Genomic DNA, 12,578 nt, shown 5'->3' with positions numbered 1-12,578 from the left:
CTTTCCGACCCCGCAAGGAGAACCACGATGAAGACACCCACCCGCAGAGCCGCCGCGGTGATCGCCGCACTCGGCTTCGGCGCACTCGCGCTCACCGGCTGCGCCGCGGCCACCGCGAGCACCTCCTCCAGCACCGCCGCCCCGCAGCAACAGGGACAGCAGGGCGGAGGCGGGGTGACCGGCGAGATCGCCGCCGTCGACGGAACCACCCTCCAGGTGCAGTCGGCGAGCGAGCAGACCGCCGTCACCTACAGCGACACGACCACCATCACCCAGCGCGTGACCGCCGCGCTCACCGACATCTCCGCCGGATCGTGCATCAGCGCGTTCACCGGCGGATCCGGCACCTCCTCGACCGTGTCGGCATCGACAGCGGCGACCTCGGTCTCCATCAGCGCGGCCGTCGACGGCGCGTGCACGGCCGGCGGCTTCGGCGGCATGGGCGGAGGGGGAGGAACCCCGCCCACGGGCGCTCCCAGCGGCGGCGGCGAAGGCTCGGGCCAGCGCCCGACCGATGCGCCCACCGGAGCACCCGGCGGCTCCGGTGGTACAGGCGGCGGGTTCGGCGGGATGACCTCCGGGCTCGTGACAGCGGTCGACGGCTCCACCATCACCGTGACCGCGACCGCGCAGGACGGCACGACCTCCACCGAGAAGGTCACGGTCGACGACAGCACCACCTTCACCACCACGCAGACGGCCACCGCGGACGCCCTGACGACCGGTCGCTGCGTGATGGCGACGGGGACCTCCGACTCCTCGGGAGGCTACGCGGCCACGGCCCTGGTCGTCTCGGACAAGGGCACCGAAGGATGCACGCAGGCCGGACCGGGCGGCGGCCAGGGGGGCCCCGGCGGCGCGGGCGGTTCGGGTCAGAGCGGCTCCGGCAGCGGGACCGGCTCGAACGGCGACGGCGCATGAGCCCCGCCACGAAGCGCCCGGCCGTCCGGCGCCGGCGCCGCACCGTCGTGATCGCCTCGGTGGCGACGCTCGCGCTCTGCGCGGTCGGCGGCGGCGTGGCCTGGGCGGCGTCCGGGACCGGCGGCGCGAACTACCGCACCGCCGTCGCCGCGAAGGCGTCGGTCACCCAGACGACCACACTCACCGGCACGGTCGCCTCGGCGACCCGACGCGACCTGGCGTTCCAGGTCGCCGGCACCGTCAGCGGCGTCCCGGTCGCGATCGGCGACACCGTGACCGCCGGGCAGACGCTGGCGACCCTCGACACCACCGACCTGGAGGCGGCGGTCACCTCCGCCGAGCAGGCGGTGACGAACGCCGAGGAGACCCTCGCGACCGACCTCGCCTCGCAATCGGGCACGACGTCCACTGCGTCGAGCTCGTCGGCATCGACCTCCACAGCATCCGATTCGGCCGGTTCTGGATCGACGACATCGTCGGGCGGTTCGGGCACGACGACGGCCTCCACGGGCTCCACCGCATCCGTGCCGAGCACCGGGAGCGGCTCGGGCAGTGGGTCCTCGTCGGGCGCGTCCGCAGAGACCGCGGCCGCGATCGCCGCCGTCACCGACGCGCAGTCGAAGCTGCTCGCTCAGCTCACCGCCGCCTCCACCGCGCTCGGCGACACGAACAGCCTCGTCGCGACGAGTTCGACCACGTGCCAGCCGTTCCTGGAGGCCGCACTCGACGACGGGACAGGCTCGGGGACGGGGACCGAGGGGACCAGCACCGACGGGACCAGCACCGATGGCTCCGACATCGATGGCTCCGACATCGATGGCTCCGGCACCGACGGCACGGGCACCGACGGCACCGGCACCGCGACCGATGGCTCCGACACCTCGGGTTCCGGCACCTCCGGGTCCACCGGCACCACCGGGTCCACCGCCGCGGACCAGCTGCAGGCCGCGAAGGACGCCCTGGCCTCCTGCCAGACCGCGATCACCGCGGCGCTGACCAGCCAGCAGAAGACCAGCGACGCGCAGAACGCCGTCACGCCGCTGGCCACGAAACTGGACGAGGCGGTCGCCGCCCTGCAGAAGGTTCTCGCGAGCTCCACCACCGGAACGGGCTCGGGCAGCGGTTCGGAGTCCGGCTCCGGTTCGACGGGCAGCGGCTCCGGAACCACAGGCGGATCGACCGGCAGCGGATCGACTGGCAGCGGAGCGACCGGGTCCACCGGCGGCAGCGCCTCCGGAACGGGCGGTGCCGCCGGCTCGGCTGCCGGCTCCGGCACGGCCCAGGTCGCATCGGCCGCGACCATCGTCGCCGACAACGCCGCGATCGAGGCCGCGAAAGCCGCGCTCGCGCTGGCTCAGAGCAAGGTGGCCCTGGCCACCCTCACGAGTCCGGTCGCCGGCACGGTCGCAGCCGTCTCGCTCGCCACCGGCGACTCCGTCTCGGCCGGGTCGACCACCGCGGTCATCTCGGTGATCGGCACGAACGGGTTCGTCGTCGACTCCTCCGTCGGCCTCAGCACCGTCACCACGCTGAAGGTCGGCCAGGCGGTCGCCGTCACGGTCGCGGGCGGCACCACGGCGCTCGCCGGCACGATCAGCTCGATCGGCGTCGTCGACACGGCGACCGATTCCACGACCCCCAGCTACACCGTCACCACCGCGATCACGGACACCGAGGCCGACCTCCTCAACGGCGCCAGCGCCAGCGCGGTCGTCACCATCGCGGAGACGGGCGACGTGCTCACCGTGCCGACGTCCGCCCTCCACCGCGACCGCACGAAGTACACGGTCGACGTGCTGAAGGACGGCAAGGCGGTCGCGACGTCGGTCACCGTCGGGGCGAAGGGCTCCGACCGCACGGAGATCGCCACGGGCCTGAGCGTCGGCACGGAGGTCATCCTCGCCGACCTCTCCTCGACGACCACGGGCGACAGCTCGAACTCGTCCAGCACCTCCGGAGGGCTCAGCGGCCTGGGCGGCCAGTCGGGCACCTCCGGATTCCCGGGCGGACAGGGCGGCCCTCCGGCCGGCTTCACCGGAGGCGCTCCCAGCCGCGGCTGACCGGGAGCGCACGGGCGGACGCGAGGAGGGCTCGCGTCCGTCCCGGCTGCGCGTCCGCCGGACGTCTGCGGTCCCGAGTGCCGCTCCGCGGGACAACTGCGGTCGCGCGAGTGACCGCAAACGTCCCGGGACGGCGCAGTCGCGCCGGGCGGGCGCCGCGGGGCGGGGTCAGACGGCCGCGACCGCCTCCCGTGCCGCGGCGAACGCGGCCACGCAGCGGCGGATCTCGTCGTCCGTGTGCGCCGCCGACAGCTGCACGCGGATGCGGGCCTCCCCGCGCGGGACGACCGGGAACGAGAACGCGGTTACGTAGACGCCGTGCTTCTGCATCTCGTCGGCGATGCGCGCGGTGAGCGCGGCGTCGTGGAACATGACCGGCACGATGGGATGCTCCCCCGGCAGAAGGTCGAACCCCGCCTCGGTCATCAACTCGCGGAACAGCCGCGCATTGGCGACCAGTCGCGCACGCAGGTCGTCCGAGCCCTCGAGCAGATCCAGCGCCGCGAGGGTGCCGGCGACGATCGAGGGAGCGATCGTGTTCGAGAACAGGTAGGGGCGCGAGCGCTGGCGCAGCAGGTCGACGATCTCGCGGCGCGAGGAGACGTAGCCCCCAGATGCCCCGCCCAGCGCCTTGCCGAAGGTCCCCGTGTAGATGTCGACGCGATCGGCGACGCCGCAGAACTCCGGGGTGCCGCGCCCGTGCTCGCCGACGAAGCCGACGGCGTGCGAGTCGTCGACGAAGACGAGTGCGCCGTACTCGTCGGCCAGGTCGCAGATCTCCCGCAGGGGCGCGATGTACCCGTCCATGGAGAAGACCCCGTCCGTGACGATCACGGTGAACCGGGCGCCCGCCTCGCGCGCGGCCTCGAGCTGGACGCGCAGGTCGTCCATGTCCCGGTTGCGGTAGCGGAACCGCTGCGCCTTCGACAGCCGCACGCCGTCGATGATCGAGGCGTGGTTGAGGGCGTCGGACACGATCGCGTCCTCAGCGCCGAACAGGGTCTCGAAGACCCCGCCGTTGGCGTCGAAGCACGAGGAGAAGAGGATGGTCGCCTCAGTGCCGAGGAACCGCGACACCCGCTGCTCCAGCTCCAGGTGCTGCTCCTGCGTGCCGCAGATGAAGCGCACGCTGGCCATCCCGTAGCCCCAGTCGTCCAGGGCGGTCTTGGCCGCATCCCGCAGCGCCGGATGGTCGGCGAGACCCAGATAGTTGTTGGCGCAGAAGTTGAGCACCTCGGCGCCGTCGGCGACGATCTGCGCCGACTGCGGGCCGTGGATGCTGCGCTCGCGCTTCGTGAGGCCCGCCGCCTCGATCTCGTCGAGCTGCGCGGCCAGGTGGTCGCGGAACGTTCCGTACATCAGAGCTCCGTCCAGTCGAGGATGACCTTGCCGCCGCCGGCCGACGCCGCGGCGGCGAATCCCTGCTCCCAGTCCCGGGCGGGGAAGCGGTCGGACACGATCGAGGCGATCGCGTCGTGGAGCGCGGCGGAGGTCTGCAGCATCGCACCCATCGCGTTCCAGGTCTCGAACATCTCGCGCCCGTAGATGCCCTTCAGGGTGAGCATGTGGGTGACGACGATGCCCCAGTCGACGGCGATCGACTGGGACGGCAGGCCGAGCATCGCGATCCGGCCGCCGTGGTTCATGTTCTCGATCATCTGGGGGAGAGCGGTCGGCGCCCCGCTCATCTCGAAACCGACGTCGAAGCCCTCGCGCATCCCGAGCGCCTGCTGCGCCTCGCGGATGTCGTACTGCGACACGTCCACGGTGAAGTCGGCGCCCATCCCGTGCGCCAGGGCGAGCCGCTGCGCGCTCACGTCGGTGCCGACGATGAAACGTGCCCCGACGTGGCGGGCGACGGCGATGGCCATCAACCCGATCGGGCCGCAGCCGGTGACCAGCACGTCCTCCCCGACGACCGGGAACGCCAGCGCGGTGTGCACGGCGTTGCCGAGCGGATCGAACAGCGCGCCGACCTCGGGCTCGATCGCGCTGTGGTGGACCCACACGTTCGTGGCCGGCAGCACGAGGAACTCGGCGAACGCCCCATCCCGCTGCACACCGACGCCCTGCGTACGGATGCACATCTGACGACGGCCGGCGCGGCAGTTGCGGCAGGTGCCGCAGACGATGTGCCCCTCGCCCGACACCAGGTCGCCGACGGCGACATCGCGGACGAGCGGCCCGACTTCGACCACCTCGCCGAAGAACTCGTGACCCGGCACCAGCGGGGCGGCCACCGCGGAGGCGGCCCAGTCGTCCCAGCGCTGGATGTGGAGGTCGGTGCCGCAGATGCCGGTGCGGAGCACGCGGATCTTCACATCCTCCGGCCCGGCCTCGGGCTCGGGGAGGTCGCGGAACTCGAGGCCTGGTCCGGCCTCGCTCTTGTACAGGGCTTTCATCGTCGCCGTCCTCGTGGGGTGCGCAGGTGTGAAGTGTGCGTCATCGCAACGGCCCGGGTGCACGCCTCGTGAGCGTCCGCTCGGACCGCCATCCAGCCTACGCGCTGGGACCGCTAGATTCTCGATATGACGACCTCGCTGCTGCCGGTGCTCGCCGAGGTCCTTCCCCTCGCCCTCGGTATCGCCCTCAGCCCGCTGCCCCTCGTCGCCGGGGTCGTCGTGCCGCTCTCGCCGCACGGCGCCGCACGGGGGTTCGCCCTGCTCGCCGGCCGGCTGCTCGGCGTGCTCGCCGTGGTCGGCGTGGTGACCGCGCTCGCGGAGTACCTCGCCGAGGTCGGCGGCGGCGACGCCTCCGCCGGCGTCGGCTGGGCGCGCCTGCTCCTCGGCCTGGTGCTCATGGTGCTCGGAGTGCTCAAGTGGGCCAAGCGGCCTCGCGGCGACGACGCCGAGAAGCCGCCGCGCTGGATGGCGTCGCTCGAGTCGCTGTCGGGCCCGCGCGCGTTCGGGCTGGGCTTCCTGCTCTCGGTCGCGAACCCGAAGGAGCTCGCGTTCGGCGCAGGCGCCGGGCTCGTGATCGGCAGCAGCCTCACCGGCTGGGGGCCGTCGGTGGCGGCCGTCGCCGTGTTCGGCGTGCTCGCCTGCGTCACCGTCGCGCTGCCGCCCGCGGCCGTCCTGTTCGGCGGCGAGCGCGCCCGCCCCGCACTCGGCGAGGTGCGGCGCTGGCTGATCCGCAACACGGCCACCATCTCGGCCATCGTGCTGCTGTTCTTCGGCGCGATCCTGATCTCGAACGCGTTCGCCTGATCCGTCGGCCTGTCGCGTCGGGCCGCGGTCAGGCCGGCGCGGTCAGCGTCCAGAGGTGGTCGACGCCACCGGCGGAGGCGACGACGGCCACGTCCTGCGTCAGGTCGGCGAGGCTCTCCAGCCGGGTGGTGCACGCCTCCACCCCGAACCGCTCGCGGAACCACTGCGACAGCGGCCGGGAGCTCATCCCCCGCCACGAGAAGAAGACGCTCTGCCTCTTGTCGCGGGAGTCGTAGGTCGCCTTCTCGTCTGCGCGCGCAAGCGCGTCGGGCAGCGACGTCGCGATCGCGGACGCGATGGCGGCGAGACGCGGCGTGGTCGTCGATGGGTCCCAGTAGACGCGGATCGCGAGCCCGGTGCCGGTGCCGGCCGCCGTCGCGAAGGCGCGGGAGGCGCCGACGTACCGCGCGTCCGCGCTGCTCCACAGATCGAACGCGGCGGCCGCCTGCTTCTTCGCGCCGAACACGCGCCGGTCGTCGGCGAGCGCCAGGAATCCGTCCGGCGAGGTCAGGGCCGAGGCGATCCGGGGGTAGTCGGCCATCGATCCTCCTTCGATGAGTTGCTCGGCATCATCGCAGGAGCCGCGCCCGGCGACACGAGTGGAGACGTGCTGACCGAACCCCGGCCTCTCTCGTCGTCGCCGGGCCGTCGCGCTAGAGTCCCCTCATGAAGCGCGCACTCATCGTGATCGACGTCCAGAACGAGTACGTCGACGGCAACCTGACGATCTGCCACCCGGATCTGATGACCTCCATCCCGAACATCGAGGTCGCCATGGATGCGGCCGCCGACCACGGCGTCGCGCTGGTGCTCGTCCAGCACATCGAAGACGAAGGCGCCCCGGTCTTCGCGCGCGGTTCGCACGGTGCGGCCCTGCACGAGTCCGTCGCCGACCGGACCCCGGATCACCTCATCACGAAGTCCGACGTCTCGGCCTTCCGCGACACCGACCTGGAGCAGTGGCTGCGTGCGGGCGGCTATGACACCGTCGCGATCGCCGGATACATGACCCAGCACTGCTGCGCGGGCACCGCCCGGGACGCGCACGCCCTCGGGTTCACGGTCGAGTTCCTCTCCGACGCGACCGGCACTCTCGACCTCGTCAACGAGGCCGGGTCGATCTCGGCCGACGCCCTGCACGTCAGCGTGCTGGTGACGATGGACTCCGAGTTCGCCGCCGTCGCGACCACCGAGGAGTGGACCCTCGCGGTCGAGGCCGGGCAGACGCTCCCCGTCTCGAACCTGTGGGACAGCACCGGTCACGCACGGATGCCCGGCAAGCACGAGGAGCTCCACAAGCTGATGCGGGAGGTCCGCGCCGGCATCGACAACGAGATCGCGGCCGAGGATGCACGCGAGTTCACGCACACCCTGTACGTCGGGCAGGGGGCGTCGACGGCGCTCTAGCCGCCGAACGGCGGCAGGGAGTTGATGAGGAGGCTCCCGAGCGCGGAGACCAGGCCCGCGCCGCCCACGCCGAGCGCGATCGCGGCCGGAACAGTCCCGCGTCGGCCGACGAGGGCGACGACCGCGATCGCGATGACCACCAGGTCCAGCAGGATCCCGACGGTCATGGAGATACTCGAGAAGGCCACGTACCCCGCATCGGCGTAATGCATCGTGAGCACGAACTGGCGCAGCGCCGTCTCCATGACGAGACCGGCGAGCACATCGAACGCGGCGACACCGAGGGAGACGTAGCCGAGCACGGGCGAACGCCGCGAAGCCGACACGGACGGCGGCGCAGCGTAGGTCACACCATGCTGCGCGGGAGGAGTCTGGAACGTCGGCTGGAACGGAGACTGCTCGGACATGATCTGGATTCCCCGATCGCTAGACTGCGCGTGGTCAGGCCTCGACTCTAGCGCCGCAGCCGGGATCGCAGGGAGGTGACGGACGAGGGCTGGGCCCACGGCTCTGTGAGCGCTTGTGATGCGCGGCGAGCGAGATGAAGCCGATCAGCGTCTCACCCTCCGGACCGACCGACTCGCTACAAGCGCCGCGGTACCCGTCCCGAGGAACAGCGCCACAACTCCGGCAGCAGTCAAAACGACCGACAGTTGAGGCGATTCCACAGCTACGGCCCAGACACCGATAGCCGTTACCAGCATCGCCGTTGCACGAGCGGGCCAAACCGCCGCAGCGTGTCCCCGTACCCACGTCGCGTTGGTTTGCCGGACCCGCTGGGTGCGGATACCCACGACGGAATTCCGACGAAGTCTCCCGTGCGCCGCGAGTTCGATGACGATGTCGGCACCCACCGCCAGAACGAGGGTTGCCATGGAGATCACGATCATGAGACGCCACCGTGGCTGGCCGGACGATCGTCCCTCACACACACGCTCCTGATCGCCCGGATGAAGGATGCCACTCGCCGCTGATCGCTGGCATGCTCATAGTGTTTACCCACTTCACTGTGCGTATTTGCAATTTCTCTGAAAATACTGCACATTTCACTATGAAACAAGCGCGTTCACACACTTGCGATCCTTGGCCCGTCCTCCCGCTGCCCCACCTCGAACGCGGTCCTCGGGCATCCGGATCATCAGGTTCATGCGGTCGAACGCATTGATGAGGGCGATCTGGACGACGAGCGTCGCGAACTGCTCGTCCTCGACGTTCTCGATCACCGCCGGGTCTCCCCGGCCTGGACGGCCTCCTTGTTGCGCATGTCGAAGCACGCGCCGCAGCCGTTGATCTAACTGGCACGGAGTACGGGCGAGGGGCGAGACGGACTCGACTCTAGCCCCGCCGGCGGGCCCGTCACGCCCCGTCGAGCTGCCCCGCCTCATACGACCCGCCGGGCATCCGGATCATCACGTTCATGCGGTTGAAGGCGTTGATGAGCGCGATCTGGGCGACGAGCGCAGCGAGCTGCTCGTCGTCGAAGTGCGCGGCCGCGGCCTCCCACACCCGGTCGTCGACTCCGGCCCCGTCGGCCAGGCGCGTGCCCTGCTCGGTCAGCTCAAGCGCGGCGCGTTCGGCATCGGTGAAGACGGTCGTCTCCCGCCAGGCGGCGATGAGGCTGAGTCGCAGTGCGGTCTCACCGGCCTGGACGGCCTCCTTGACGTGCATGTCCAGGCAGGCGCCGCAGCCGTTGATCTGGCTGGCTCTGATGTCGACGAGCCCTTCGATCGTGTGCGGCAGCGTCGATTGACGCACCACGCGATTGGCCGAGACGATGTATTTGACGAACTTGGGCGTGATCTCGGCGGCGTACATGTCGAACCTGGGTCCCATGATGTTCTCCTTTTCGATCGGACTCACCAGGTAGACGGATCGCCGGCCTCGGAGGTAACAGACGGCGGCGACACCGCGATCGTCGCCTGCCGTTCGGGACGCAGCAGCGAGTCGACCTGCACGATCCGGCCGTCGGCGACGACGCAGGCCATGACGGCCAGGGGCGTGCCGTCCGCCCGCCACGCCATCACGCCCGGGGCGCCGTCGACGTTCACCCGGCGGGCGATCGTCCCCGTCCGGCCGCCGAGCGCCGCGTGGCGTGCGAGCTCCCTCGCGCCGAGGCGCACCGTCACGCCGCGGGGGGTGTGCACGCGCCAGACCACATCGGGGTCGAGGACGCGCAGCAGCGCCTCGAAGTCGCCTCCCCGCGCGGCGGCGAGGAAGGCGTCCACGACCTCGCGCTGCCTCCGGCGGTCGGTGGGAGGCTCGGCACCCCGCACTTTGCGCCGCGCGCGGCTGCCGAGCATCTTCGCCGCGTCGGTCGATCTGCCGAGCACCCGGCCGATCTCCTCGAACGGGACCGCGAAGGTGTCGTGGAGCACGAAAGCCAGCCGTTCCTCCGGCGTCAACGTCTCCAGCACCATCAGCAGCGCCACGCCGACCAGGTCGCTCTGGACGGCGCTGCTCTCGGGGCCGTCCACGTCGTCGGCGACGATCCACTCGCGCCCGGGTTCCTCCCATGCGGTCTCGCCCTGGGAACGCCGCGCTCGCAGCATGTCGATGCAGATCCGCCCCACGACCGTGCTCAGCCATCCGGAGAGGTTGTCGATGGAGGCCGCATCTTGCCGCGAGAGCCGCAGCCACGCCTCCTGCACCGCATCGTCCGCGTCGGCCCGCGAACCCAGCACTCGCGCTGCCAACGCGGTCAACCGGCCGCGCTGCGCTTCGAAAGCCTCGCTCGTGGCATTCCCGTCCATCGTGCGTCCCCTCTCGTCTGCACTCTACGAGAGGGGACGATCCGGACGGCGAAAACGTAACAGCCCCGTCCGCACGGTGATCGAGTACGGCGGGCCGAGCGCTATTGCTCCAGCGGGCGCCAGACGACCATCTGGGTGCTCCGGCGCACACGGGTGCCGGCGCGGAGGGACACGACCTCGCCCTCGGAGCCGGCGGCGAAGACGCGGCGGCCCGGGCGGTTCAGGAGTTCGTCGGCGAGGGCCGATTCGAGTTCGCGCACGCGCGAGCGGAGCGAGCCCACCTGGTCTTCGAGCTCCAGGATGCGGCGGATGCCTTCGAGGCTGACGCCCTCGGCGCCGAGACGCGCGATCTCCTGCAGCTTCTCGACGTCGCGCATCGAGTAGCGGCGCGATTTGCCGGCCGTCCGGCTGGGGCTGACGAGCCCCAGCCGGTCGTACTGGCGCAAGGTCTGCGGGTGCATCCCGGCGAGCTCTGCCGCGATCGAGATGACGAAGACCTGGGTGTTCTCGTCCATCGTCAGCTCCGGGCCTTCGCCAGAAGGTCCTCTCGGGGGTTCTCGTCCGGGAGCTTCTCGGCGAATGCCTCCAGGGCCTCCTTGGCCTCGGCGGAGAGGTGGGACGGGACGGCGACCTGCACGACGGCGAGGAGGTCGCCGGTGCCCTTGGCGGTCTCGACGCCGCGGCCCTTCACACGCAGCACGCGGCCGCTCGGGGTGCCAGGAGCCACGCGCAACTTGACGGGGTCGCCGCCGAGGGTCGGGACCTCGATGGTGGCGCCGAGGGCGGCCTCCGCGAAGGTCACCGGCACGGTGACGCGCAGGTTGAGACCGTCCCGCTCGAAGACGGGGTGCTTGCGCACGGTGACGGTGAGCACGATGTCGCCGGCCTCGCCGCCGTCCGCGCTCGGCTGCCCCTTGCCGCGCAGCTTGATCTTCTGGCCGTCCGAGACCCCCGCGGGGATCTTCACCTTGAACGGCTTGCCGTCCGCCGACTGGAGGCTGATGGTCTCGCCGCGCGTCGCGGTGAGGAAGTCGATGGTGGTGTGCGCGGTGACGTCGCGGCCGCGGGTCGGTCCGCCGTAGCCGCGATAGCCTCCACTGGTCTGGCCGAACCGGCCGTTGCCGAAGAGGCCGCCGAACACGTCGTCGAAGCCGCCGTTCTGGCCGCCCTGCTGGAACGTGTACTGGCCGCCGCGCTGCTGGCCGCCGCCGAACATGCCTCCGAAGACGTCGTCGAAGCCGCCCTGCCCGGCGGTGCCGGGAGCCGTGAAGCGGGCTCCGCCGCCCATGGCGCGGATCTGGTCGTACTCCTTGCGCTCCTCGGCGTCGCTGAGCACCGAGTAGGCCTCGCTGACCTCTTTGAACTTCGCCTCGGCGGCGTCGTCCCCCGGGTTGGAGTCCGGGTGGTACTTGCGGGCGAGCTTGCGGTAGGTCTTCTTGAGGTCCGCGTCGCTGACGTCCTTGGAGACGCCGAGGACCTTGTAGAAGTCCTTGTCGAACCAGTCCTGGCTAGCCACGGCGCCTCCTCTCAATCGTTCTGGTCGTGGGTGAAGTCTGCATGATGTCCGCACGGCGGGCGGCCGGAGCGGCGGGACCGTGGTCCCGCCGCTCCGCCGTGCCGTGCATCCGGTCGATCAGGCCGGGACCGAGACGACGACCTTCGCCACCCGGACGGTGGTCGAGCCCAGGCGGTACCCGGTCTCGACGACCTCCGCGACGGTGTCGGCCGTCACGTCGGGGGTGGGCTGCTGGAAGATCGCCTCGTGGATCTGCGGGTCGAAGGGCTCGCCCTTCTCGCCGTAGGGGGTGAGGCCGAGCCGCTCGACGTTGGTGCGCAGCTTGGCCGCGATCGTCGAGAACGCGCTGCCCTCGGTCAGGTCGCCGTGCTTCTCGGCGCGCTCGAGGTCGTCGAGCACCGGGATGAGACCCTTGACGGCCTCGCTCACGGCGCGCTCGCGCTCGACCTCGCGGTTGGCCTCCGTGCGCTTGCGGTAGTTCGCGTACTCGGCGGTGACCCGCTGGAGGTCGGCGAGACGCTCCGCCGCGAGCTCGTCGGCCGTGGTCTGGCCGGAGAGGATGTCGAGGTCGTCGTCCGACAGGACGGTCTCCTCCTCCTCGGCGGCCGGGCCGACGTCGACCAGCTCTTCGTGCGAGAGGTCGTGCTCGGACGACTGCTCCTCGCGCTCCGGGTCGGGCTCGCCCGACCCGGGTGCGCCCGGGGTGTTGTCCGACATG

15 protein-coding genes are annotated in these 12,578 nt (G+C 71.2%); 4 read left to right on the top strand and 11 right to left on the bottom strand.

All coding sequences use genetic code 11. From position 1 onward, the window contains the following. The first annotated feature begins 27 nt into the window (after window positions 1–27). Both ACFVU2_RS06345 and ACFVU2_RS06340 read left to right on the top strand, forming a co-directional pair. Window positions 28–921 (top strand): hypothetical protein, encoded by an 894-nt coding sequence (locus ACFVU2_RS06345; protein WP_387872223.1) that lies wholly within the window; start codon window positions 28–30, stop codon window positions 919–921. Then, the gene (locus ACFVU2_RS06340; protein WP_387872221.1) at window positions 918–2,981 is read left to right on the top strand and encodes an efflux RND transporter periplasmic adaptor subunit; all 2,064 of its coding nucleotides are present in this window, start codon (window positions 918–920) and stop codon (window positions 2,979–2,981) included. Before ACFVU2_RS06345 ends, ACFVU2_RS06340 begins: the two co-directional genes overlap by 4 nt. Before the next feature lie 168 nt (window positions 2,982–3,149). Here the strand turns inward: ACFVU2_RS06340 and ACFVU2_RS06335 are convergent, their stop codons facing one another. Together ACFVU2_RS06335 and tdh are read right to left on the bottom strand one after the other, a co-directional pair. Beyond that, entirely contained in the window at window positions 3,150–4,340 is a 1,191-nt protein-coding gene (locus ACFVU2_RS06335; RefSeq protein WP_387872219.1) for a glycine C-acetyltransferase, read from the bottom strand. After that, window positions 4,340–5,383 carry an L-threonine 3-dehydrogenase gene (tdh, locus tag ACFVU2_RS06330; RefSeq protein WP_387872218.1) on the bottom strand — a complete coding sequence of 348 codons (1,044 nt, stop codon included), beginning with the start codon at window positions 5,381–5,383 and terminating at the stop codon, window positions 4,340–4,342. Before tdh ends, ACFVU2_RS06335 begins: the two co-directional genes overlap by 1 nt. A gap of 126 nt (window positions 5,384–5,509) precedes the next feature. Between tdh and ACFVU2_RS06325 the strand changes: the two genes are divergently transcribed. Then, window positions 5,510–6,187, top strand: a complete 678-nt coding sequence (locus ACFVU2_RS06325) for a GAP family protein (protein WP_387872216.1) — start codon at window positions 5,510–5,512, stop codon at window positions 6,185–6,187. A 28-nt stretch (window positions 6,188–6,215) separates the two neighbouring features. On the opposite strand, the gene ACFVU2_RS06320 is transcribed toward ACFVU2_RS06325, so the two are convergent. Next, window positions 6,216–6,728, bottom strand: a complete 513-nt coding sequence (locus ACFVU2_RS06320; protein ID WP_387872214.1) for a hypothetical protein — start codon at window positions 6,726–6,728, stop codon at window positions 6,216–6,218. Between the two features lie 125 nt (window positions 6,729–6,853). Between ACFVU2_RS06320 and ACFVU2_RS06315 the strand changes: the two genes are divergently transcribed. Next, window positions 6,854–7,594, top strand: a complete 741-nt coding sequence (locus ACFVU2_RS06315) for a cysteine hydrolase family protein (RefSeq protein ID WP_387872212.1) — start codon at window positions 6,854–6,856, stop codon at window positions 7,592–7,594. Here the strand turns inward: ACFVU2_RS06315 and ACFVU2_RS06310 are convergent. From ACFVU2_RS06310 to ACFVU2_RS06275, 8 genes are all read right to left on the bottom strand, one after another. Then, window positions 7,591–8,001: a hypothetical protein gene (locus ACFVU2_RS06310; protein ID WP_387872210.1), complete on the bottom strand. Its 411-nt coding sequence runs from the start codon at window positions 7,999–8,001 to the stop codon at window positions 7,591–7,593. The genes ACFVU2_RS06315 and ACFVU2_RS06310 overlap by 4 nt on opposite strands. A 144-nt stretch (window positions 8,002–8,145) precedes the next feature. After that, window positions 8,146–8,469, bottom strand: coding sequence for an SdpI family protein (locus tag ACFVU2_RS06305; protein WP_387872402.1), 324 nt, complete (start codon window positions 8,467–8,469; stop codon window positions 8,146–8,148). Between the two features lie 174 nt (window positions 8,470–8,643). Then, on the bottom strand, window positions 8,644–8,817 hold the full coding sequence (locus ACFVU2_RS06300) for a hypothetical protein (protein ID WP_387872208.1): 174 nt from the start codon (window positions 8,815–8,817) through the stop codon (window positions 8,644–8,646). A gap of 133 nt (window positions 8,818–8,950) precedes the next feature. Then, the gene (locus ACFVU2_RS06295; protein ID WP_387872206.1) at window positions 8,951–9,427 is read right to left on the bottom strand and encodes a carboxymuconolactone decarboxylase family protein; all 477 of its coding nucleotides are present in this window, start codon (window positions 9,425–9,427) and stop codon (window positions 8,951–8,953) included. Window positions 9,428–9,450: 23 nt separating this feature from the next. Then, window positions 9,451–10,344, bottom strand: coding sequence for a sigma-70 family RNA polymerase sigma factor (locus ACFVU2_RS06290; protein WP_387872205.1), 894 nt, complete (start codon window positions 10,342–10,344; stop codon window positions 9,451–9,453). A gap of 101 nt (window positions 10,345–10,445) precedes the next feature. Beyond that, the gene (locus ACFVU2_RS06285) at window positions 10,446–10,859 is read right to left on the bottom strand and encodes a heat shock protein transcriptional repressor HspR (RefSeq protein ID WP_387872203.1); all 414 of its coding nucleotides are present in this window, start codon (window positions 10,857–10,859) and stop codon (window positions 10,446–10,448) included. A gap of 2 nt (window positions 10,860–10,861) precedes the next feature. Further along, entirely contained in the window at window positions 10,862–11,860 is a 999-nt protein-coding gene (locus ACFVU2_RS06280; protein WP_387872201.1) for a DnaJ C-terminal domain-containing protein, read from the bottom strand. Window positions 11,861–11,977: 117 nt separating this feature from the next. Next, the gene (locus ACFVU2_RS06275) at window positions 11,978–12,577 is read right to left on the bottom strand and encodes a nucleotide exchange factor GrpE (RefSeq protein WP_387872199.1); all 600 of its coding nucleotides are present in this window, start codon (window positions 12,575–12,577) and stop codon (window positions 11,978–11,980) included. Window position 12,578: the final 1 nt, after the last annotated feature.

Source organism: Leifsonia sp. NPDC058194 (genome assembly GCF_042883605.1).
In the GTDB taxonomy this organism is placed as follows: domain Bacteria; phylum Actinomycetota; class Actinomycetes; order Actinomycetales; family Microbacteriaceae; genus Leifsonia.
This window is presented reverse-complemented; position numbering and strand designations above follow the sequence as displayed.